This window comes from Bradyrhizobium sp. ISRA436 (assembly GCF_029910015.1).
Taxonomy (GTDB): Bacteria; Pseudomonadota; Alphaproteobacteria; order Rhizobiales; family Xanthobacteraceae; genus Bradyrhizobium.
Genome location: NZ_CP094519.1, coordinates 7,304,097 through 7,326,194, shown reverse-complemented (window position 1 = coordinate 7,326,194; position 22,098 = coordinate 7,304,097). Strand labels below are relative to the sequence as shown.

19 protein-coding genes and 1 pseudogene are annotated in these 22,098 nt (G+C 64.7%); 10 read left to right on the top strand and 10 right to left on the bottom strand.

All coding sequences use genetic code 11. The features are described from left to right. Nucleotides 1-28: 28 nt before the first annotated feature. The 5 genes from MTX23_RS34060 to MTX23_RS34040 all read right to left on the bottom strand — a co-directional run bounded on the left by MTX23_RS34060 (nucleotide 29) and on the right by MTX23_RS34040 (nucleotide 5,556). Nucleotides 29-427 carry a nuclear transport factor 2 family protein gene (locus tag MTX23_RS34060; protein WP_280974442.1) on the bottom strand — a complete coding sequence of 133 codons (399 nt, stop codon included), beginning with the start codon at nucleotides 425-427 and terminating at the stop codon, nucleotides 29-31. A gap of 1,139 nt (nucleotides 428-1,566) precedes the next feature. Further along, nucleotides 1,567-3,024 (bottom strand): murein L,D-transpeptidase family protein, encoded by a 1,458-nt coding sequence (locus MTX23_RS34055; RefSeq protein WP_280974441.1) that lies wholly within the window; start codon nucleotides 3,022-3,024, stop codon nucleotides 1,567-1,569. Nucleotides 3,025-3,251: 227 nt separating this feature from the next. Continuing rightward, nucleotides 3,252-4,214, bottom strand: a complete 963-nt coding sequence (locus tag MTX23_RS34050; protein ID WP_280974440.1) for an acetyl-CoA carboxylase carboxyltransferase subunit alpha — start codon at nucleotides 4,212-4,214, stop codon at nucleotides 3,252-3,254. A gap of 191 nt (nucleotides 4,215-4,405) precedes the next feature. Then, entirely contained in the window at nucleotides 4,406-5,392 is a 987-nt protein-coding gene (gene xerD, locus MTX23_RS34045; protein ID WP_280974439.1) for a site-specific tyrosine recombinase XerD, read from the bottom strand. A gap of 17 nt (nucleotides 5,393-5,409) precedes the next feature. Then, a complete protein-coding gene (locus MTX23_RS34040; protein ID WP_066509010.1) occupies nucleotides 5,410-5,556 on the bottom strand; it encodes a histidine kinase in 147 nt (48 codons plus the stop codon). Between the two features lie 143 nt (nucleotides 5,557-5,699). Between MTX23_RS34040 and MTX23_RS34035 the strand changes: the two genes are divergently transcribed. From MTX23_RS34035 to MTX23_RS34025, 3 genes are all read left to right on the top strand, one after another. After that, complete coding sequence (locus MTX23_RS34035; RefSeq protein WP_280974437.1) at nucleotides 5,700-6,332, top strand: shikimate kinase; 633 nt, start codon at nucleotides 5,700-5,702, stop codon at nucleotides 6,330-6,332. Continuing rightward, nucleotides 6,329-7,474 carry a 3-dehydroquinate synthase gene (gene aroB / locus MTX23_RS34030; protein ID WP_280974432.1) on the top strand — a complete coding sequence of 382 codons (1,146 nt, stop codon included), beginning with the start codon at nucleotides 6,329-6,331 and terminating at the stop codon, nucleotides 7,472-7,474. The genes MTX23_RS34035 and aroB overlap by 4 nt, the downstream gene beginning before the upstream one ends. A 90-nt stretch (nucleotides 7,475-7,564) precedes the next feature. After that, the gene (locus MTX23_RS34025; protein ID WP_280974431.1) at nucleotides 7,565-8,875 is read left to right on the top strand and encodes an HlyC/CorC family transporter; all 1,311 of its coding nucleotides are present in this window, start codon (nucleotides 7,565-7,567) and stop codon (nucleotides 8,873-8,875) included. A 128-nt stretch (nucleotides 8,876-9,003) separates the two neighbouring features. Here MTX23_RS34025 and MTX23_RS34020 read toward each other — a convergent pair whose 3' ends face one another. Both MTX23_RS34020 and MTX23_RS34015 read right to left on the bottom strand, forming a co-directional pair. Continuing rightward, on the bottom strand, nucleotides 9,004-9,453 hold the full coding sequence (locus tag MTX23_RS34020) for a hypothetical protein (RefSeq protein ID WP_280974430.1): 450 nt from the start codon (nucleotides 9,451-9,453) through the stop codon (nucleotides 9,004-9,006). Nucleotides 9,454-9,581: 128 nt separating this feature from the next. Then, nucleotides 9,582-9,857 (bottom strand): BolA family protein, encoded by a 276-nt coding sequence (locus MTX23_RS34015; protein ID WP_280974429.1) that lies wholly within the window; start codon nucleotides 9,855-9,857, stop codon nucleotides 9,582-9,584. A gap of 108 nt (nucleotides 9,858-9,965) precedes the next feature. Here MTX23_RS34015 and MTX23_RS34010 point away from each other — a divergent pair, with 108 nt between their 5' ends. Further along, nucleotides 9,966-10,604 (top strand): DnaJ domain-containing protein, encoded by a 639-nt coding sequence (locus MTX23_RS34010; protein ID WP_280974428.1) that lies wholly within the window; start codon nucleotides 9,966-9,968, stop codon nucleotides 10,602-10,604. A 117-nt stretch (nucleotides 10,605-10,721) separates the two neighbouring features. On the opposite strand, the gene MTX23_RS34005 is transcribed toward MTX23_RS34010, so the two are convergent. Beyond that, nucleotides 10,722-11,816 (bottom strand): citrate synthase/methylcitrate synthase, encoded by a 1,095-nt coding sequence (locus MTX23_RS34005; protein ID WP_280974427.1) that lies wholly within the window; start codon nucleotides 11,814-11,816, stop codon nucleotides 10,722-10,724. Nucleotides 11,817-11,891: 75 nt separating this feature from the next. Here MTX23_RS34005 and MTX23_RS34000 point away from each other — a divergent pair, with 75 nt between their 5' ends. Continuing rightward, nucleotides 11,892-13,115 (top strand): citrate synthase family protein, encoded by a 1,224-nt coding sequence (locus MTX23_RS34000; RefSeq protein ID WP_280974426.1) that lies wholly within the window; start codon nucleotides 11,892-11,894, stop codon nucleotides 13,113-13,115. Between the two features lie 13 nt (nucleotides 13,116-13,128). Here MTX23_RS34000 and MTX23_RS33995 read toward each other — a convergent pair whose 3' ends face one another. Next, nucleotides 13,129-13,788: a DedA family protein gene (locus tag MTX23_RS33995; protein WP_280974424.1), complete on the bottom strand. Its 660-nt coding sequence runs from the start codon at nucleotides 13,786-13,788 to the stop codon at nucleotides 13,129-13,131. Between the two features lie 291 nt (nucleotides 13,789-14,079). Here MTX23_RS33995 and cobS point away from each other — a divergent pair, with 291 nt between their 5' ends. From cobS to MTX23_RS33970, 5 genes and pseudogenes are all read left to right on the top strand, one after another. Continuing rightward, the gene (cobS, locus tag MTX23_RS33990) at nucleotides 14,080-15,078 is read left to right on the top strand and encodes a cobaltochelatase subunit CobS (protein WP_280974423.1); all 999 of its coding nucleotides are present in this window, start codon (nucleotides 14,080-14,082) and stop codon (nucleotides 15,076-15,078) included. A gap of 141 nt (nucleotides 15,079-15,219) precedes the next feature. Beyond that, on the top strand, nucleotides 15,220-17,115 hold the full coding sequence (gene cobT / locus MTX23_RS33985; protein ID WP_280974422.1) for a cobaltochelatase subunit CobT: 1,896 nt from the start codon (nucleotides 15,220-15,222) through the stop codon (nucleotides 17,113-17,115). A 3-nt stretch (nucleotides 17,116-17,118) separates the two neighbouring features. Next, a complete protein-coding gene (locus MTX23_RS33980; RefSeq protein WP_280974421.1) occupies nucleotides 17,119-18,192 on the top strand; it encodes an esterase-like activity of phytase family protein in 1,074 nt (357 codons plus the stop codon). Between the two features lie 136 nt (nucleotides 18,193-18,328). After that, entirely contained in the window at nucleotides 18,329-19,441 is a 1,113-nt protein-coding gene (locus MTX23_RS33975; RefSeq protein ID WP_280974420.1) for an NADH:flavin oxidoreductase/NADH oxidase, read from the top strand. A gap of 81 nt (nucleotides 19,442-19,522) precedes the next feature. Beyond that, nucleotides 19,523-19,687, top strand: a pseudogene (locus MTX23_RS33970) (alkane 1-monooxygenase); the annotation flags it as partial. A gap of 96 nt (nucleotides 19,688-19,783) precedes the next feature. Here the strand turns inward: MTX23_RS33970 and MTX23_RS33965 are convergent. Beyond that, the gene (locus MTX23_RS33965) at nucleotides 19,784-22,051 is read right to left on the bottom strand and encodes a DUF2235 domain-containing protein (RefSeq protein ID WP_280974419.1); all 2,268 of its coding nucleotides are present in this window, start codon (nucleotides 22,049-22,051) and stop codon (nucleotides 19,784-19,786) included. Between the last annotated feature and the right edge of the window lie 47 nt (nucleotides 22,052-22,098).

Genomic DNA, 22,098 nt, shown 5'->3' with positions numbered 1-22,098 from the left:
TGACGCCTCAAGCTCATCGCGTCGCGCTTCAATGCGACGACGAGGTCCCGCCCACGCGCTCGACCAGGTGCGCCCGTGAGGGCGAAGGGGCAAATGCATCGGCGAAATACTGCGTTTCGTGGGCGACCAGTCCGTCGCGGAATTCCATGATGCTCACCACGTAGGATGGCCTGTCGTCATAGGTGAGGATGTATTCCGTCACCCAGAGGTCGCCGCCGCCGATCATGCGCTGGATCGTGAAGCGTTTCCTGTTCGGCTGGACTGTCCGGCTCTCCTGGATGTTGCGCCGGCCATGGATCCGCTCGCCCGATTGCGGATAATCAAGCACCGCATCCTCGCGGTAGATTTCATGTTCGCGCTCGAAGTCGCTAGCGTCCGAAGCATCCCAATGGCGCTGCAGCGCCATCCGCACGGCTTGATCATCCATTGCAATCTCCCGGCTGTGCTTCCGGCAGCATTTCACGACCGTTCATGCAGAATCGGCAAGGGCAATCTGAACTTGAAAGATGGTCCATGCAGCGAGGTCGATCGCTCGTTCCTTACTCCGGCTCCCTTCGTCATCCCGGGGCTCGCTAAGCGAGAACTACGATGCGCAATTGCGCATCTGAGAATCCATGGATAAATGGCTTCTAGGCTCGACGCTACGCGTCGCCCGGAATGACAGTGAGGTGAGCACGCTGTTCAGGCTCCCTCCCCCTTGCGGGGGAGGGGTGGGGAGAGGGGTAAGCCCCGGGCGAGATGATCGTGGGAGCTTCGCTTTCCCAACTTTGATCGCATGTCGTTAATCGCACATTGAGAGCGCGCGTCGTGTGACACCCTCTCCCTAACCCTCCCCGCAAGGGGGGAGGGAACCCTTCGGCCGGTGGCTTCCTGACACGCCAATCACTGAGTTGCCCGACGTGGCAAGTCCTCACCGCAAAAATATTTCTGTTTTCCAGAAGTGAAATTCAGTGTATGAATAGCCTGTCTCACCCGCTTGAGGGGCGCTTCGCGATCGTCACGAGTGTTGGGTCGAGATGCGGTGGACGCCGAGCGTGTGACTGACGAGCATACGCAAAGCGGACGGTGAAGTCGTGTGGTCTCGACGCCCCAGTGGCAGGTGTCTCCTCGCACGGCGCCGATGCGCTTTGCGAGGACGGTGACAAAAAAGCCAAGTCTCGCCGGGGAGAGCACGAAGTAAGCCGTAAACCATCGCGCAGGGAAAGCCGGAGTGTTTCCGGTTTCACCTGTGGTCCTACCCCCGGTGCTTTTTTTGTTGCACCGGGCCCATGGGTGCGATCGGCACCCGGCTTTCCCTGCGCCCTCTGTTCAAGAGAGGGAGGACGAAGATGCAAAGCTCGGGCGAAACCCGCCGCGAGAATGCGGACTCACATCTCCTCAGTCGTCATGCCCGCGTATGCGGACATCCAGTACGCTGCGGCCTCTCGGCTCAAGCACTGGCGTCTCTGGAATACTGGGTCACCCGCCTTCGCGGGTGACGACACCGGAAAATCGGCTGTTTGAAATGTGAATCGAGCGTTTCAGCGCGCCGCTTCCTTCGCGAACGGAGCAGGCAAAACGCCGCGCTTACTTCACCGCCGAGAAGCGGTTGTCGAACGAGCTCGACTGCACCACCGGCGCGGAGCCCGCGAGCTGGGTGCTGGCGGTTGCTGCCGGCGCCGGTGCTGCGGCGGCGGTATTGGTGACCGAGGGCTTCAGCGCCGGCTTGGCGGCCTGCCTGGTCTCGTGCTTCACCTCATGCTTGGGCGCCACGCGAACCACCGATTGCGGCTTCGCTTCGGCGACCTTCGGCTTCGCGGGCGCGGGCGGTCGCGCCGCGGTCGCCTGGGATGCGTCGGCGGTGCCGCCGATGCCGACCTTGCGGGCGAAGCTCGAGAAGATGCCTTCGGACTCGCCGGCGGTTGCAACGCGCGTCGATGCCGTGGCCGATGTCGTTGCCACCACAGGTTCGTCCTGCTGGGGCGCGAGATTCGGCTTCGGCGGGTTGACCGTTCCGGGGATCGTGCCGGGCGCACGCGACAGCGCCAGCGATTGTAGGCTCTGGCTGTCGCCGCCGTCGGAGAGACCGGTGCTTCCTTCCGGAATCTTCGAGGCGAAGATCTTGTTCATGCCGCCGTCGATGCCGGTGTTGAGGCGCGCCACCGGCGTGCCCTTGGCGATCAGCCTGGCCATCTCGGCGTCGTCGCGCTGCTCCTTCTCGCGCACGGCGCTCGCGATTTCGTCGGGGATCACATAGGCCGGGCACTTGGCGGAGGCCTCGAACACCGGATCGCGCGTCGCGTTCGGCGGCCGCGCAGCGTCGAAGACGTATTTCTTCTCGCAGAAGTCGACCTTCGGCTCCCGTTTCGTCACCTCGAAATGATCATTGCCGACCTTGATCATCTTCCAGAACGGCATGTTCGGGTTGTTGCGGTGCCTGGCCATGTTGGCCGCCGTCATCCGGAACGGATAGGCTTGAAACTGGAAAGCCTTCTGGCCGCCGAAGAAGGATTCGCGTCCGAGCGCATAGATCTCCGCGATCTGCTCGTCGGTCATCGCGTAGCAGCCGCGCGAAGAGCAGTCGCCATGCACCATCAGCTCCGAGCCGGTGCGGCCAAGCGCGCGGTCGAAGGCGTTGGGATAGCCGGTGTTGAACGAGAGGTAATAGGCCGACTGCGGGTTCATCTGACTCGGACTGATCGAGTAGAACCCCTCCGGCGCCTGACGGTCGCCTTCGCGAATCTTCGGGCCGAGATCGCCGGACCAGCGGCAGATCGGATAGGTCTTGAGCAGCGCGAAGTCGCCGGAACGGGTCTGCTTCCAGACCTCGAGCTCGGCTTCCTGCTTGAACAGGCGGATCAGGATCGGCGACTGCAGATCCATGTCCTTTTCGGCGATGGCGGCGACGAGCTTTGGCGGGACCGGCTGGTTGGCTTTGGCGTTGTTGGCGAGCGAGATCTGGTCGCTGTTACAGCCGGCGAGCAGCACGCTCGCCGCGAGGGCTGCGGATGCCAACAGCGCGCGAACGAGCGTGCGATGAATCAAGTCCAAGCTCCACACCCACCGGGCGATTTTCGCGACCCCAACACGGCGAATATGCCCTGAAGCCATTGTCTAAAATATTAGCCTTCGGTCCCCCTGCTCGCAACCTGAACGGGGGTCACCTGCCTGCAACGTAACAGGCATGGTTCAAGGAACGTTAAACACCCGCGTCCGGCCCAATTGCGGCCAAAATGGGTGATTCGGAGAAAAATCCGCTGAATTCGGGTGGGCTAACCGAGCTTCCGGCCGATATCGAGGAATTTCTGCCGCCGCTGCTTGCGCACCGCATCAGGATCAAGATTTCGTAGGTCGTTGAAGGCCTGGGCGATCGCATCGCCCGTGGTTGCGATCATCGCAGCGGGATCGCGGTGGGCGCCGCCGGCAGGCTCCTTGATGATCTGGTCGATCACGCCGAAGCGCAGCATGTCCTGGGCGGTGATCTTCATGCTGTTGGCGGCTTCCTGCGCCTTGGTGCCGTCGCGCCACAGGATCGAGGAAGCCGCCTCCGGCGAGATCACGCTGTAGATCGCGTGCTCGAGCATCAGGACGCGGTTGGCGGTGGTGATCGCAATCGCGCCGCCCGACATGCCTTCGCCGGTGACGATCGCGACATTGGGCACGCCGAGCGAGAGGCACGCATCCGTCGAGCGTGCGATCGCCTCGGCCTGTCCGCGCTCCTCGGCGCCGATGCCGGGATAGGCTCCGGCGGAATCGACGATCGACAGCACGGGGATGCCGAAACGGTCGGCCATCTCCATCAGCCGTACGGCCTTGCGGTAGCCTTCGGGGCGCGCCATGCCGAAATTGTGCTTGATGCGGCTCTCGGTAGTGGCGCCCTTCTCCTGGCCGACCACGCAGATGCTCTCGCCGCGGAAGCGGCCGAAGCCGCCGATCAGGGCCTCATCGTCGGCGAATTTGCGGTCGCCGGCCATCGGCGTGAATTCTGATATCAGCGCGCCGACGAAGTCGGTGAAATGCGGGCGCTGCGGATGGCGCGCCACCAGTGTCTTCTGCCACGGCGTCAGATTGGCGTAGAGCTCGGTCAGCGCCTGCGCCGCCTTGTCCTCGATCCGCGCGACCTCGTCGCCGATGTCGCTGCCCGAGGCGGCAAGCGCGCGCAACTCGTCGATCTTGGATTCAAGCTCGGCGACGGGTTTTTCGAAGTCGAGATAGCTGCGCATCGGGTCGGGCATCAACTCAATATAAAGAGGAACGGTGCGAGGGGCGAAGCGTTCCGGTGTGGGATAGAGAAGCTTTGTAACTTCAAATGGTTAACGCGCATCCGGGTTGAACGCGCGCGCCAAGTCGCGGGCAGGTGACGCTCTTTCCGCGCAGATGCCGCCGAAGTCAAGGCGGATGACGCGAAGGTATCCGCGTCCGAAGGCTACTTCTCCGCCAGCGGATGCAGGTCGCGGACCATGCTCTTCAGCCGCTCCTCGACCACATGGGTGTAGATCTGGGTGGTCGAGATGTCGGTGTGTCCGAGCAAGGTCTGCACGATGCGCAGGTCCGCGCCATTATGCAGCAGGTGGCTGGCAAAGGCGTGACGGAGCACATGCGGGGAGACCAGTCGCGGCGCGAGGCCGGATGCGGCGGCGAGCTCCTTCAGGTCGCGGGCAAAATGCTGCCGCGTCAGATGGCCGCTCTCGCCGGAGGACGGAAACAGCCATTTCGACGGCGCGGCCTTCTTCTTCTCCGGCTGCATCACCTGCAGCGCCGCGAGATAATCCGCCATCGCCTGGCGCGAGGCGTCGTTGAGCGGCACCAGCCGTTCCTTGTTGCCCTTGCCGCGCACCACGATCATCCGCGCGTCGCGCCGCGCGGCAGAGACCGGCAGCGACACCAGCTCCGAGACCCGCAGACCGGTGGCGTAGAGCACCTCGAGCAGGCAGTGCAGCCGCAGTGCGCGCAGCCGCTGCGCCGGCGAGGCGTCGGTCTGCGTCAGCTCCTTGGCGCGTGTCAGCATGCGGTCGACGTCCGGGATCGACAACACCTTGGGCAGGCCGCGGCCGCGCTTCGGGCCTGACAGGATGGCGGCGGGATCGTCGCCGCGGATCCGCTCGTTGAGCAGAAAGCGGCAGAGGTGCCGCATTGCCGACAGCCGCCGCGCCACGCTCGACGACTTGAAGCCGCGGGTGTCGAGGTCGGCGAGATAGGCGCGGAGCGTCTCGGTATCCGCCCTGGCGAAACTGCCGCCGGCACGGGTGAGGAATTCGGAGAAGTCGGTGAGGTCGCGCCGGTAGGCGTCGAGCGTGTTGGGGCCGGCGCCCTGTTCCGCTGCGAGCATGTCGAGGAACAGCGCGATCAGGTTGGCATCGGAGGCCTTGGCGGGAACCCTGGCAGCAGTCTTGGGAGCAATTCTGGAGCGCATGCCAGGAATCATAGCGCCTATTTCTTGAGGAACTTATCCGGTGGGATGGTCACCGTCATTTCCCGCGGCTTCGGATGCACAAAATTCGCCAGCGCGAAGATGATGCCGTAGCCGATCCCGAAAATCACGGCGACGACCGTCAGGAAGCGGAACAGGCTGGGCATGGAGGCGGCTCGGGCGGCAAATTAACCAATGAAATCATCCAACATGTTCCCCGCGCGGTTGCAAGAGTCGCTGGTAACGGTATCGCCGGGGGTAGTATAGGTGGCTGGAATTCCGGCAATTCGACCGCTAACCGAGCTTTTTGATGTCCGAGATCGCCGCACCGGCACAAGTCCCCCCGACCCTGGAGGCCGACATCGCGGCCGCGCTGGGATCGCGGTCGATCGTGCTGGTCGGCATGATGGGGGCGGGCAAATCGACCATCGGGCGGCGGGTGGCCGCGCGCCTGCGGCTGCCCTTCACCGACGCCGACACCGAGATCGAGACCGCAGCCGGCATGACGATCCCGGAGATTTTCGAGACCCACGGAGAAGCCTATTTCCGCGACGGCGAGGCGCGGGTGATCGCGCGGATCCTCGACCACGGCCCGGTCGTGCTGGCGACCGGCGGCGGCGCCTTCACGCGCGAGGAGACCCGCAACCGGATCAGCGACAAGGCGATCTCGATCTGGCTCAAGGCCGATCCCGATGTCATCATGCGCCGGGTTCGCCGCCGTGCCGACCGCCCGTTGCTGCAGACCGCCGACCCCGAGGCAACCGTCAACCGTCTGCTCGGCGAACGCGAGCCGTTCTACCGGGATGCCGACCTGACGATCGCCTCGCGCGACGTGCCGCATGACCGCATCGTCGAGGAATGCCTGGAGGCTCTGCACGCGCATCTGTGCGGCAGCCGTCCGGCCACAGACCCAACGCAGGATGGATTGAACACCAACTCATGACCGCGCCCCTGAAACATTCCGCTTCCGTTACCGTCGACGTCGCGCTCGGCGACCGCGCCTATGACATCGTCATCGGCCGCGATGTGCTGGCCTCGCTCGGCGCGCGGGTCGCGGCGCTGCGGCCCGGCGTGCGTACTGCCATCGTCACCGACCGCACCGTCGCCAGGCATTGGCTGGAGCCGACCGAGGCCTCGCTCGCTGCCGCGGGCGTCCCGTCGTCGCCAATCATCGTCGAGGAAGGCGAGGGCTCGAAGAGCTATGCCGGGCTGTCGCAGGTCAGCGAAGCGCTGATCTCGGCCAAGATCGAGCGCAACGATCTCGTCATCGCGCTCGGCGGCGGCGTGGTCGGCGACCTCGCCGGTTTCGCGGCGGCAATCCTGCGCCGCGGCGTCGATTTCGTGCAGGTGCCGACATCGCTGCTTGCGCAGGTCGATTCCTCGGTCGGCGGCAAGACCGGCATCAACTCGCCGCAGGGCAAGAACCTGATCGGCGCCTTCCACCAGCCAGTGCTGGTCATCGCCGACACCGCGGTGCTCGACACGCTGTCGCCGCGCCAGTTCCGCGCCGGTTACGCCGAGGTCGCCAAATACGGCATCCTCGGCGACGACGCCTTCTTCGCCTGGCTGGAAAAGAACCACGCCGACATCTTCTCGGGAGGTGCCGCTCGCGAGCACGCGATCGCGACCTCGTGCCGCGCCAAGGCGGCGATCGTCTCCCGCGACGAGCGCGAGACCGGCGAGCGCGCGCTGCTCAATCTCGGCCACACTTTCGGCCATGCGCTGGAGGCCGCGACCGGCTTCTCCGATCGCCTGTTCCACGGCGAGGGCGTCTCGGTCGGCATGGTGCTCGCGGCGCAGTTTTCCGCGCAGCTCGGCATGATCTCGCCCGAGGATGCGACACGGATCGAGCGTCATCTTTCCGCGGTAGGACTGCCGACGCGCCTGCAGGACATCGCGGGCTTTGCGCAGGAGGGGCTTGCCGATGCCGACGCGTTATTGGCGCTGATGGCGCAGGACAAGAAGGTCAAGCGCGGCAAGCTGACCTTCATCCTGCTGGAAGCCGTCGGCCGCGCGGTGATCGCGAACAATGTCGAGCCGGCGCTGGTGCGCGATTTCCTGCAGGCCAAGCTGGCGAAGCACTAGAGCATGATGTGAACCGGGCGGCCGCGTCGGCGACAAGCGGACACGGATCTTCCGGGAGGTCTTGCTCAAAACACTGTTCGGTGAAGCAAGTTGGACTGGATAGCCTTCTCCATCGTGATTTGCTGCCTGCTGGTGTCCGCCTTCTTCTCGGCGAGCGAGACCGCGCTGACGGGCGCCTCGCGCGCCAGCATGTTGCGGCTCTCGAAACAGGGCAACGGCGAGGCTACCGTCGTCTCCAGCCTGATCGCGATGCGCGAGCGGATGATCGGTGCGCTGCTGCTCGGCAACAATATCGCCAATATCGGCGCCTCAGCGCTCGCAACCGGCATCTTCACCGCATGGTTCGGCGACGTCGGCGTGCTCTATGCCACCGGTGTCATGACGGTGCTGGTGGTAATCTTCGCGGAAGTGCTGCCCAAGACCGTCGCCATCAATGCGCCGGACCGGGTGTCGCTGCTGGTCGCGCGCCCGATGCGGCTCACGGTCTTGGTGCTCGGTCCGCTCCTGACCGTCATCGAGGGCATCGTCCGCGCGCTGATGAAGCTGTTCGGCATCAAGATCGGTGCGCATCAGGCCATCCTGTCGCCGACCGAGCGGCTGCGCGGCGCGGTCGATCTGCTGCATCACGAAGGCAAGGTCGAGAAGCTGGACCGCGACATGTTCGGAGGCCTGTTGGACCTGCGCGAGCTGCAGGTCTCCGACGTGATGGTTCACCGCACCGAGATGACCACGATCAACGCCGACCTGCCGCCCGAGGAACTGGTGCGCGAGGTACTGGCGACCGAGTACACCCGCATCCCGCTGTGGCGGGAGAAGCCGGAGAACATCATCGGCGTGCTGCACGCCAAGGATCTGCTGCGCGCCATCCGCGCCAACGACGGCGACACATCCGCGATCGATGCCTCGGCCATTGCGCTGCCGCCCTGGTTCGTGCCGGAGATGCGGCCGGTCTCCGAGCAGTTGAAGGCATTCCGTCGCCGCAAGACCCACTTCGCCCTCGTGGTCGACGAGTATGGCGAGGTCGAGGGCATGGTGACGCTGGAGGACATCCTTGAGGAGATCGTCGGCGACATCTCCGACGAGCACGACGTCGTGGTGGCCGGCGTGCGCGCCCAGCTGGACGGCTCGGTCATGGTCGACGGTTCGGTGCCGATTCGCGACCTCAACCGTGCGATGGACTGGCACCTGCCGGACGAAGAGGCGACCACCGTCGCCGGCCTCGTGATCCACGAAGCGCGGTCGATCCCCGAGCGCGGCCAGAGCTTCACCTTCCACGGCTTCCGCTTCCGTGTCCTCCGCCGCGAGCGCAACCGCATCACCGCGCTGCGCATCGTCCCAATTCCGCGCGAGGCGGGCGAGCTCGACGAGAAGAAGCCGAAGCGGGCCGGGACGGCGTTCTAGTTCGGCAGAGCGTGCGGGGCTGGTGCAGATCCATCACCGTCATGCTGAGGAGCGCGCATTGCGCGCGTCTCCAGCGACAAAGGCGAAGCCTTTGCGCGGGGATGACGGGTCTGGTGAGGGTTGCCGGATTACTCGATGTCGATCGAGATGCCCGAAAGCTTCCACGCGCCGTCGGAGGGGATGAAGCCGAGCTGATACTTCACCTGCTTGGGCGTGGTATCGAAATGGCCCTTCAGTTGCAGCACGCCCCTGTCGTCGATCTTGGCATCCTGGTCCAGGATGATCGGCTTGGCGACGATCGCGTCGAACACGGCGTGCTTGTCGACCAGGTCCTTGAAGATCGTCTTCAGCTTGTCCGGCGGAAACTGGTCGCGGAACGGCTTCGAGATCTTGGCGTGGAACACGGTGAAATTGTCGGCCGCCACCGCGTCGTTGAGTGATACCAGGATACTTTTGATCAGCACTTCCTGGACGAACGGGCTCGGCATATCCAGCGCCGATGCCGGACGCGTCGCGCAGATCAGGAGCAGGCCGGCAGCGGCTGCGATCGACTGGAAGCGTAGCCAGTGAGGGATCATCGAGCGGCCCTTCAATCGGCGGCGATGCGATCCGCAAATTGCCTGCTCGGATATGGAGCAGGTCCATCGCCGGGAGTATCCATCCTCACTAGATGAAAACCGCTGCGGCGTCCCGGGGCAAGTGTGAACTAGCGCCGGTTTTCCCCGGGGGCGCTCGCATGGATCGCCAGGGCGTGCACGGAGGCGGAAAGTTCCTGCGCCAGCGCCGCATTTATCATGCGATGGCGTTCGACCCGGCTCTTCCCTTCGAAGGCCGGCGACACAATATAAAGCCTGAAATGCGTCTCGCCGCCTGGCCGATGGCCGGCATGGCCTTCATGCAGATGTGATTCATCGACGACGTCGAGGCTTTCCGGCAAGAAAGCTTCACGCAACTTGTTTATGATAGAGTCTTTCGTGCTCATGGCGGCGGAGTTAGGTTCGCGACGGCTTTTCGTCAATGGTGCAGCGGGAAACGAGGTCTGCGCAATGTCAAGACTTGAAGAATTGTGCATTGCGTAGTCAAAGACAGCATGCCGATCGATTCATCAAAATTCTTCGACTCCATTCGCATCAAGCCGACCAGGGTGAGTGCGAAGCGCCAGGCGCAGGCTGGCCAAGAGGCGGTCACTTGCGAGTGGGCGGGGTGCCAGAACAAGGGCGCGCACCGCGCCCCGAAGGGCCGTGAGAATTCGCGCGAGTATTGGCACTTCTGTCTCGATCACGTCCGTGAGTACAATCAGTCCTACAATTTCTTCCAGGGCATGAATCCGGAGGACGTCGCGCGCTACCAGAAGGACGCGCTGACCGGCCATCGTCCGACCTGGAAGATGGGAGCCAACAGCGGCGGCAAGAAGGGCGAAGGCGATTTCGACGCCGTGTCCGATCCGTTCCACATGTTCTCCGAGCTCAACGGCCGCGGCCGCTGGCGGCCCGGTCCGGGCGCGCAGGCCAAGCCTGAGATGCGCAAGGTCATGAACGCAGAGCGCAAGGCGCTGCAGGTGATGGGACTCGGCGCCGAGGCGACGCTCGAGGACGTCAAGGCGAAGTACAAGGCGCTGGTGAAGCAGCACCATCCCGACGCCAATGGCGGTGACCGCTCCACCGAAGATCGCCTGATCGAGATCATCAAGGCGTACAACTATTTGAAGACCGTGGTGCGCGAGGCCTGAGCCGCCGCGCGCAGCCCGGATGGAGCGCAGCGTAATCCGGGACTCCTGCATGTGCGGCCGCACCGTTCCCGGATTGTGCGGCGCTCCGTCCGGGCTACGGTGTTTTCCAATAGGCTCTCAGCCCTTCGGCATCGCCCCGACATAGGACGAGCTCGGCCGGATCAGCCGGCCGGTGCGCCGCTGCTCCAGAGCGTGGGCGGTCCAGCCGGCGGCGCGGGCCACAGCGAAGATCGGTGTGAACGCCTGTCGCGGGATGTCCAGCGCATCGAGCAGGATCGCGGTGAAGAACTCGACATTGGTCTCGAGCGGCCGGTCCGGATTCTTATTCCGCAGCGCCTGGCGAATATAGACCTCGACCTCACCGGCGAACGGCAGGTCGGCGCCGTCGGCTTCCAGCCGTTCGATCGCAACCTTCAGCACATCGGCGCGTGGATCGCGCACACGATACACGCGATGACCAAATCCCATCAGCCGCTCGCCGCGCGCTAGCGCGTCGTCGACCCATGGCTTGATGCGTTCGCGCGTGCCGATCGCATCCAGCATCTCCAGCACCGGCTCCGGCGCGCCGCCATGCAGCGGGCCCGTTAACGCGCAATAGCCGCCGGTGATCGCCGCGAACAGATCGGCCTGCGTCGAGGCGATCACGCGCGTGGTGAAGGTCGAGGCGTTCATGCCGTGATCGCAGGCAGTGACGAAATAGGCATCGAGCGCCGCGACCTCGCGCGGTTCGACCTTGCGGTTGAGCAGCATGTGCAGCGTGTCGGCGGCGTGGCTGACATTCGGGTTCGGCGCGATCGGATCGTGACCCTTGGCGCGCTGCACCAGCGCGCCCGCGATCACCGGGAAGGCGCCCACGATGGTCGCCTCATGCTCAAGCCCGTTCTCGCCGCGCAAACCTGCGATCGCGGCGCGGAAGCCGTCGACGATCGACATGCCGCGGGTCGCCGGCAGCAGGTCCGGCAGGCGGGCGAAGGCGCGTTCGCGGGCGGCACCGAGGCTGGCACGGACATTGGCTTCGCTGAGTGCCTTGCCGGTGGCGCCGTTCCAAAGGCGCGCGGCGACGCCCTCGAAGCTCGATTTGCCCGCGAGGTCGGCGACGTGGGCACCGGCGATGATCAATTCGCCGCGCTCGCCGTCGACATGGCTCAGCACGGTCTCGGCGGCGGGAACGCCGTCCAGACCGATCTGGCTCTTGGTGAGATGCATATTCATGGCCCGATCTCCTGTTTCACACTCAGAAAGTCAGGGCTCTCGACGTATTGATCAATCTTGATTATATAAATCAATATGAAAAAATCTGCTGAACTATACCTCTCCGCCCGGGAAGCTGCTGCTGAACTCGCGATCTCGCCGGCCACCCTCTACGCCTATGTCAGCCGCGGCCTGATCCGCTCCGAGCCGTCGCCGGATTCGCGCAGTCACCGCTACCGCGCCGAGGACATCAGGGATTTGAAGGAGCGCCGCGCGCCGTCGCCGGAGCCGCGGGGGTTGCGCAATTTCGACGTGGACCTGCCGGTGATGGATTCGGCGATCGCGACCATCACCGAGCAGGGCCCGATCTATCGCGGCGTCAACTGCGTCGATCTCGCCGAGCGCGACACGCTGGAGCACACCGCGACGCTGCTATGGGACGTCACCGACGTCGATCCGTTCGCGCCCGACAACTGCCCGCACGTCTCGGACGAAATGCGTATGATTGCAGAGGCCGCGCGTCGCGCGGCGCCGATCGACCGGACCGTCGCGGTGCTGGCGCTCGCGACAAGCGCCGATCCCGGAGCCTTCACCCGCGCCCCAGACGGCCGCGCGCTGGTTGGTGCCCGGATCTTGCGGCTCCTCGTCGCGACCATGCTGAACGCGAGAACATCGGCAGAGCCTTTGCATCAGCAGGTGGCCCGGGTCTGGACGCCCGACAACAAACACGCGCCCGATCTGATCCGCCGCGCGCTGGTGCTGCTCGCCGACCACGAACTGAATGCCTCGACCTTCACCGCGCGCTGTGCGGCGTCGACCGGCCTCAATCTCTACGACGCTGTCATCGCGGGTCTCGTGGCGCTCAAGGGTCCGAAACATGGCGGCGCCGGCGTGCTGGCCTCTCATCTGGTCAGGACGCTGATCGACAACGACGTCGCCCCGGTGATCCGCGAGCGTGTCGCGCTCGGCGAACGCTTCGCGGGCTTCGGCCACGGCGTCTACAAGAAGGGCGACCCGCGCGCGATCTCGCTGCTCGATGCACTGACCCGCGCCGGCGCGCCGCGCAAGTTCACGAAGGAGGTGCCGGAGCGGATCGCGGAGGCGACCGGCGAGTTCGTGAACATCGATTATGCGCTGGCCGTGCTGGTGCATTCCTTACGGATGCCCGCCGGCAGCGAGCTTGCGCTGTTTGCGATGTCCCGCAGCGTCGGCTGGATCGCGCATGCCAGCGAACAATTGCAGCATGGCAAGCTGATCAGGCCTCGCGCGCGCTATGTCGGCCCGGCCCCCGGGCGGAGCGGTACGACGAATAGCCTTTAGATACTCAAGATACTTATTTGGACCGTGCCGGTTCGATCAGGCCGCCGCCGTGCCGGCGACGGATGGTCCAGACCGCCAGCGTGATGATCAAGGCGCAGCCTACCACCGCAAATATCCAGAGATGCTTGCCGACATGTCCATGATGCGGCAGACCGGCATAGTCGTGCAGCGCGGTGATGGCGAGCACGCCGGGCAGCACATGCGCCGGCGCCCAGAGCAGGATTGCCGGGATGTTGACGGCGTAGAAGCGCGCTGGCGGCATATCGAGCGCCCCTGCCGTGATCGGGACGAAGGCGCGGATCGGTGGCACGAAGCGGGCAAAGAACACCGCGAGCACGCCCCAACGGTTGAAGAAGGCCTCGCTTTGCGCAACGACCCGCGGATAATTGTTCAGCGGCCAGGACGAGAGGATTTCGCGCTGGCTGCGGTAGCCGATCAGATAGGCGGTGCCGTCGCCGAGTGCCGCGCCGGCTGCGGCGGCCGCGAGCACCGGCCACAATTTCAGATCGCCGCCGGGCACCAGCCCGCTGAGAGCGAGGATGATGGTCGAGCCCGGCACCAGCGAGCCCGCCACCGGGACGGCCTCCAGCAGGGCAGCCAGAAACAGCGTCAGATAGGCAAGCCACGCATGGGCTGAAACGAACGTGATCAGAGGGTCGAGGAAAGAAGTCACAAAAATCCTGTGGTAGCCGTCACATCAATGCAGACCTAACAACTCCCTGCCGGGGGCGAAAGTGCCCGGCGGGACGGGGCGCCGCGGTGATGCGGCGAAAGTACGGCGTGATTCGCAGGGCAGCCTTCCAAAAACCGAACGCCGCCCTATCTTCATGATAGGACAACGGAACTTTGATTGGCCCCCGGGCTTCTGCCAGCCGTTGCTCTCTGCTAGGCTTGTCCGAAGCACCCAATCCGCAGCCAAATGCTTAAATCTGGTTTCGGGACTGCCCGGGACCTCGGAGGATGAATGACGACCGCCGTCCAGACCAAAACGCAGGAACCCGTCGGCTTGCCCGACATGAAGGTGTCGGTCCGGCAGGTCTTCGGGATCGATAGCGACCTGGAAGTTCCCGCTTATTCGGAAGTCGATCCGCACGTGCCGGAATCCGATCCGGACTACCGCTTCGACCGCGCCACCACGCTCGCGATCCTCGCCGGTTTCGCCAAGAACCGCCGTGTGATGGTCACCGGCTATCACGGCACCGGCAAGTCGACCCATATCGAGCAGGTCGCGGCCCGCCTCAACTGGCCCTGCGTGCGCGTCAACCTGGACAGCCACATCAGCCGTATCGATCTCGTCGGCAAGGACGCGATCGTGGTCAAGGAGGGCAAGCAGGTCACCGAGTTCCGCGACGGCATCCTGCCCTGGGCCCTGCAGCACAACATCGCGCTGGTGTTCGACGAATACGACGCCGGCCGTCCGGACGTGATGTTCGTGATCCAGCGCGTGCTGGAAGTCTCGGGCCGCCTGACGCTGCTCGACCAGAACAAGGTCATCAAGCCGCATCCGTCGTTCCGCCTGTTCGCGACCGCCAACACGGTCGGCCTCGGCGACACCTCGGGCCTCTATCACGGCACGCAGCAGATCAACCAGGGCCAGATGGACCGCTGGTCGATCGTCACCACGCTGAACTACCTCGCCCATGACGAGGAAGTGGAAATCGTGCTGGCGAAGGCGCGCCACTACCGCACGCAGGAAGGCCGCGACATCGTCAACAAGATGGTGCGGTTGGCGGACCTCACCCGCAACGCGTTCGCCAATGGCGACCTGTCCACGGTGATGAGCCCGCGCACAGTGATCACCTGGGCGGAGAATGCGGACATCTTCAACGACATCGGCTTCGCGTTCCGCGTCACCTTCCTCAACAAGTGTGACGAGCTGGAGCGGCCGCTGGTCGCAGAGTTCTACCAGCGCTGCTTCAACGTCGAGCTACCGGAATCCTCCGTCAACGTGGCGCTCAGCTGATCCATGCCAACAGTCTCCGTCGAGCGCACGCTTACTCGGACAAAGGTGGCGCTTGGCGGATGGCTCGCTGCGGACGGCGAGACGGTGACGTTGGATTGAGGGGTATCGCGGCATAACGCGCCATTGGTTGACGAAATCGCTATGACAACCTCCAATATCAAATTCCGTCCCGGTTCGAAGGAAGCGCCGACCGAGCCGTTCAAGCGCTCGGTCACCGCGTGTCTGCGCGCCATTGCCAAGAAGCCCGAACTCGAGGTCAGCTTCGCCGCCGAACGCCCGGGACTTGCGCCCGGCAAGGCGCGGCTGCCGGAGCCGGCGCGCAAGATGACCAAGCGTGATGCCGCGATCGTGCGTGGACATGCCGATTCGATCGCGCTGAAGATCGCTTGTCACGATCCCAAGGTGCATCGCAAGCTGATGCCCGGCAATCCGCAGGCGCGCGGGGTGTTCGAGGCGGTCGAGCAGGCACGCGTTGAGGCGATCGGCTCGCGGCGGATGGCCGGCGTGGCGAAGAACCTCACCGCGATGCTCGACGATCATTTCCATCGCGGCAAGTATGACGAGATCACCGATCGCGCGGACGCGCCCCTGTCCGACGCGCTGGCGATGCTGGTGCGCGAGCGCCTCACGGGCCTCGCCCCGCCCGCGGCGGCCAAGAAGATGGTCGATCTCTGGCGCCCGGTGCTTGAGGATAAGATCGGCACGCGACTCGACAAGCTGAGCCGCTTCACTGAGGACCAGGCCAGGTTCGGCGACCTCGTGCATGACCTGTTGTCGGCGCTTGATCTCGGTGACGAACGCGACATGGACACCGACGAGGACGACGAGGACGAGAATTCGGACGGCGACAACGATCAGTCCGGCGCCGAAGGCTCGCCCGATTCCGACGCCGCGCAGGAGATGAGCGCCGACCAGGCTCAGGCAACCGCAGAAGAGATGAGCGAAAGCGCGATGGAAAGCGCGCAAGCCTCCACCAGCGACACGTACGACGACGGCGAACTTGGCGATGACGAAACGCCGGGTGAGGCGACGCGGCCGAACGCGCGCGGCCAAAACGAGCCGCGCGGTCCGGAATATCATGCCTTCGCACCGAAGTTCGACGAGGTGATCGCGGCCGAAGATCTCTGCGATCACGACGAGCTCGAGCGGTTGCGCTCCTATCTCGACAAGCAGCTCGCGCATCTGCAGGGCATCGTGGCGCGGCTCGCCAACCGCCTGCAGCGCCGCCTGATGGCGCAGCAAAACCGTGCCTGGGAGTTCGATCTCGAGGAGGGCATCCTCGATCCCGCCCGGCTGTCGCGCGTCGTGACCGATCCCTATCACCCGCTGTCCTTCATGCATGAGAAGGAGGCGACGTTCCGCGACACCGTGGTGACGCTGCTCTTGGACAACTCCGGCTCGATGCGCGGCCGTCCGATCACCGTCGCCGCCACTTGCGCCGACATCCTGGCGCGCACGCTGGAGCGTTGCGGCGTCAAGGTCGAGATCCTGGGCTTCACCACGCGCGCCTGGAAGGGCGGGCAATCGCGCGAGGCATGGCTTGCCGCCGGCAAGCCGGCCAATCCCGGCCGTCTCAACGACCTCCGCCACATCATCTACAAATCGGCGGACGCGCCGTGGCGGCGCGCGCGCAAGAATCTCGGCCTGATGATGCGCGAGGGCCTCCTGAAGGAAAACATCGACGGCGAGGCGCTGGACTGGGCGCACAAGCGCCTGCTCGCACGCCCCGAGCAGCGCCGCATCTTGATGATGATCTCCGACGGCGCGCCGGTCGACGACTCCACGCTGTCGGTCAATCCCGGCAACTATCTCGAGCGGCACTTGCGCCACATCATCGAGGAGATCGAGACCCGCTCGCCGGTCGAGCTAATCGCGATCGGCATCGGGCACGACGTTACGCGCTATTATCGCCGTGCTGTCACCATCGTGGACGCCGAAGAACTCGGCGGCGCCATCACCGAAAAGCTGGCCGAGCTGTTCAGTGAGACCCACGGCGCCGCCCCCGCGCAGGGTACCCGACGCCGGCTCCACTCGTGAGACATGCGCCCACCCCCTGACCGCCGCCGCTTCCTGCAGGATGTGGCGGCGGCGCTATTGACCGCCGCGCTCCCAAGCCTCGCGCAGGCGCAGAGCGCGACGCAGGCGCCGCCGAAGCGGGCCGCCAAGCCGAGCCCGTATTCCGTCAGCGAGCCAGTCTCGATCGAGGTCAAGGCGCGGCCGCTGCCCTCGTTCGATATCCGCGATCGTGCGCGGACGCGGTTCGGCGCGCTGGAATATCGCAGTGGCCTGATCCTGACCTCGCCGTTTCCCGGCTTCGGCGGGCTGTCCGGCCTGCGGCTCGATCCCAAGGGGGAGCGCTTCATCGCGATCAGCGACAAGGGAAGCTGGTTCACCGGCCGCATCGTCTATCGCGGCCGGGAGATGGTCGGGCTCGACGACGTCGAGGCCGCACCGCTGCTCGGCCCCGACGGCAAGCCGATCACGTCCCGCAACTGGTACGATTCGGAATCGATCGCGCTCGACGGCTCCGTGGTCTATGTCGGGCTCGAGCGCGTCAACCAGGTGCTGCGCTACGATTTCGCCGAGGGCTTTACCCGTGCGCCCGGCGAGGTGGTGCCGACGCCGCCGGCTGTGCGCAAACTTCCCCTCAACAAGGGACTTGAGGCGCTGGTCTTCGTGCCCAAGGGGCTGCCGATTGCCGGCACGTTGATCGCGTTCTCCGAACGCGGGCTCGATCCGAGTGGCAATCTCATGGCCTTTCTTATCGGCGGCAAGACGCCCGGCCAGTTCAGCGTACGGCGCACCGAGAGTTTCGACATCAGCGACGCGGTCTTGCTGCCGTCGGGCGATTTGTTGATCCTGGAGCGGAAATTCTCCTGGATCGGGGGCGTCGGCATCCGCATCCGCCGGCTCGCGCTGTCGGAGATTGTGCCCGGCGCCGTCGTCGACGGTCCGGCGATCTTCAATGCCGATCTCGGCAACGAGATCGACAACATGGAAGGTATCGACGCCCATGTGACGGCGGACGGCGAGACCGTGTTGACCATGGTCTCCGACGACAATTTCTCGCCGATCCAGCGCAACCTGCTGCTGCAGTTCACCCTGATGGAATGAGGTGCCCCCGCAAGGGGATCTCCGCTACCGCATTGCTGATCTGCGCCCGGGCCGTTCGGCGCGCCGGACAGTTGGTGATCGCGCGTGCCGTCTCTATCTTAAGGCGCGCGTTCTCCTTAAGTCCGGATGTCCTTGCATGAGCACCCTGTTCACCCCGATCGAGTTGCGTGGCCTGAAACTGCCAAACCGCATCATGGTCTCGCCGATGTGCCAGTATTCGGCGGTCGACGGCTCGGCCACCGATTGGCATTTCACGCACATCAACATGCTGGCGCTGTCGGGCGCCGCGATGTTCTGCATCGAGGCCACCCATGTCGAGGAGATCGGGCGGATCACGCCGGCGTGCCTCGGCCTGTACAGCGACGCCAACGAGGCGGCGCTGAAGCCGATCCTGGCCTCGGTGCGCAAGCATTCGAAGGCCGCGGTCGCCATGCAGCTTGCCCACGCCGGCCGCAAGGCGTCGAGCCGTCGTCCCTGGGAGGGCGGGCAATTGATCCCGATTGCGGAAGGCGGCTGGCAGACGGTGGGACCATCGGCTGTCCCGCACAAGGACGGCGAGGCGCCGCCGCTGGCGCTGGATGAAGCCGGCCTGAAGCGCATCCGCGATGCGTTTGTAGCAGCTGCCAGGCGCGCCGAGCGACTCGGCATCGAAGCGCTCGAGCTGCACAGCGCGCACGGCTATCTCTTGCACCAGTTTTTGTCGCCGATCGCCAACAAGCGCACCGACCAGTATGGCGGCTCGCTTGAAAACCGGATGCGCTTCCCGCTGGAAGTGTTCGATGCGGTGCGCGCCGCGTTTCCGGACCGCAAGCCGGTCGGCGTGCGGTTGTCGGCGACCGATTGGGTCGAGGGCGGCTGGGACGTCGCGCAGACCATCGCGTACGCCAGGGAATTGCAGAAGCGCGGCGTCGACTGGGTCGATGTCTCCTCCGGTGGTGTCTCGCCGTTGCAGAAGATCCCGCTCGCTCCTGGCTATCAGGTGCCGGCGGCGCAGGCGGTGAGGGAAGCGACCGGCGTCGCCACGATGGCGGTCGGCCTGATCGCGGAAGCGAAGCAGGCGGAAGAGATCGTCGCCTCCGGCAAGGCCGACATGGTCGCGCTTGCCCGCGCCATGCTCTACGACCCGCGCTGGGGCTGGCACGCCGCCGCTGAGCTCGGCGGCGAGGTGAGCGCGCCGCCGCAATACTGGCGCTCGCAACCCTCGACGCAGAAGGCGTTGTTCGGCAAGACCACGTTCGGGGCAAGGTAAGTTGGCCGCGTCGTCATTCCGGGATGGTGCGTCAGCACCCGAACCGGAATCTCGAGATTCCGGGTTCGATGCTGCGCATCGCTCGAGAAGATCTACCGGGAGGTCGGCGGCTTCGGCGTGCTGCTGGTGTTCGGCTTCGACTACAAGCACAAGCCGGAAGCCTGGCGGCGCTCGCTCGATCTGCTCAAGAACGAGGTGATGCCGCGGCCGAAGCATCTCGACGCTTCGCTCGGACGCGCGGCGTAACCCTAAGAGCGGTGAGGCAGAGCGCGGGGCGGCGTTGTTACCCCGCGCGTTATATTCGTCGTCCAGCGACACTGACACAACGCGGGCTGCACCACGTCAGAGCAACTTCACCGTTACCTTCGCTTTACCCTTGTGATCGCGATAGAACCAATTGGAGAGCCACGGCAATCCGAGGACGGCCTCGTTGACAAAGAGGAAGATCTCGCCACTGCGGTCGGCCGTGAACCTTGCCTTGTAGACTTGCGGGTCGGTGCTCGGCACAGGCGCCGGATCCAGAAAATACTCGTCGACTCCGGTTTCTCCGACGCGCGCGTTCAGCCTGTACCATGGCCGGAACAGGATGCGCCGCAAGAAGATCGTCGCGTATCCGCGCCAGCGCTTTGAACGCTCGATGGTCGAGGTCCGGTATCCGACCGGTGTGACCGTGCGTTCGCCGTCCTCCCAGGGATCCGTCATGGTGATCGCGATTTCGTACTTGAAACCGGTGCGCACCTTGAGCCCGGTCGGCGCGCAGATCGCGGTGGTGTTGAAGTCGGCGGCGTCCTGCGGAACGCCCGTGTCGACGGCGACAAGCTTGTCGGCCGCTGTCCCCTGGCAGAATGCGCCCATCGAGTCCGCTGCGTTGAACAGAAAATGGCTGAGCAACGTTGCGCCGAACCAGACAATGGCGACGGCGAGCAGGAACGGCACGACGTGTCGTTTCCCGACATTGAGGATCCACTGATAGATCGCGCTGGTGCGGAACTTGTAGATCGAATCATGCATGAGCCCGGAGAGTGGAGCCGGGTTCACGCGATCATGCCAGATGATCCGCATCCTGTCGCTGATCGTTGCGCTGAGCGAGTTGCCCACTGCCATCAGCACGACAACAGCGATGATCCCGCCGGCGAACCATTCCGGATTGCCTGCGTACCAATCGGTCCACCAATGAAACGAATTGGGCAGGAACGATTCGACGAAGCGCACCAACTCGGAAATCATCCTGAAGGAGGAGTTGAATTCGTGCTCCTTGTGCTGGTTGTGGAACAGCCAGAACGCCGCCAGGTGCAGCGATGCCGCCAGCGTGGCGAAGTACGCGATCCGGCGCATCCAGACGTAGTTCCAAAGCCTCTCCTGGGCCGCATGACGTGCCGGCGCGCCAGCCGGCGTTTCGAACGTTCCGGCGCCCAGAGGTGTGATCTGGCCGCTCCGGGAGACGATAACATAGTTGGGCGGCAGCCCGATCGGAGCGTAGGCATTGCAGCCGCTATCGATCCGCTCGAACACGCTTTCGTGGATCTTGGGCGTTGGCACGCTGACGCCGACGTAAGGATCGTTGCAGAGATCGGCGACCTTGCGCGGACCGTATCGGTAGTAGGCGCCGAGCCCCGCGCGCGAATCGTACAGCCGGCCGTCCTTGTCCTCGGATGACCTGATCGATTTGATCGCGTCGGGATCGGCAACGGGCGCGCTCTTGAAGACGAGACCGCGCTTGACGGCTTCGTCGACCAGCCATGCCAAAGGCACGAACGCGACGGCATCGTCCGGATAGCCGCCACCAACATTGGCATGCATGCCCACGAACCATACCTGGACGAGGCGCTCGCCATCGATGGTGGGCGGCACGGGTGGTGCGGGCTGTCCTGGCTCCTGCTCGGTCCAAAGCACCGGATGAAAGGTCGTGCGCTCGTCGTCGAGCGCCAGCGCGTGCCGCGCCCAATTGACGCGTGGGCTGAGAATGCGGTTCGGCAGTTCGAGCGGCCACACCCAATTGCTGATGCCGCGCGTCATCTCGTCGATGGGCAGGCCGTAAGCCGCGACGGTATCCCAGATGCCGATGAACTCGATCGTCGGGATCAGCTTCCGCGCGACCCTTGCATACGGCTTGTTGCCCTGAAGGCGGTCAAGCACCGGCACGAGGACGTAGTCGCGAATGGCCCGGAATAGCACCTCGATGCGCCATACCGAGTGGTAACCCTTGGCGCGATAGGCGCGGTAGGCCTTCACCGCTCCGTCGTGCAGCTCGGATTCGGTCTCGGCGACGATCAGGCCCTGATCGAGGATCAGCGCGGCGAGCACGCGCACGGTGAATGCACCACGGCTGAATCCGAACAGGAAGATCTTCGAATGGTTCTGATGGTCGTAGTTGCGGCAGATAAACTTGTACGCGTCCAGGATATTGCGCTTGAGGCCGTAGCCGAAGGCGCCGCCCAGAATGGCGAGCGGAACGAAAGACGACGTGCCGACGCCGTCGTCATATTTGGCGGCCTGGCTGTTGCTCTGCAGGTCGAGCGCCTGAAAGATCCGCCAGACATTGGTGCGCCAGACGCTGGAGGCGGCATTGCCGGTACCATCAGACAGAATGATGATCTTGGGACTGGCCATTGAAATGCACTCGTTGAAAAGAACTGAACGAACAGGTCGTTGTGGGA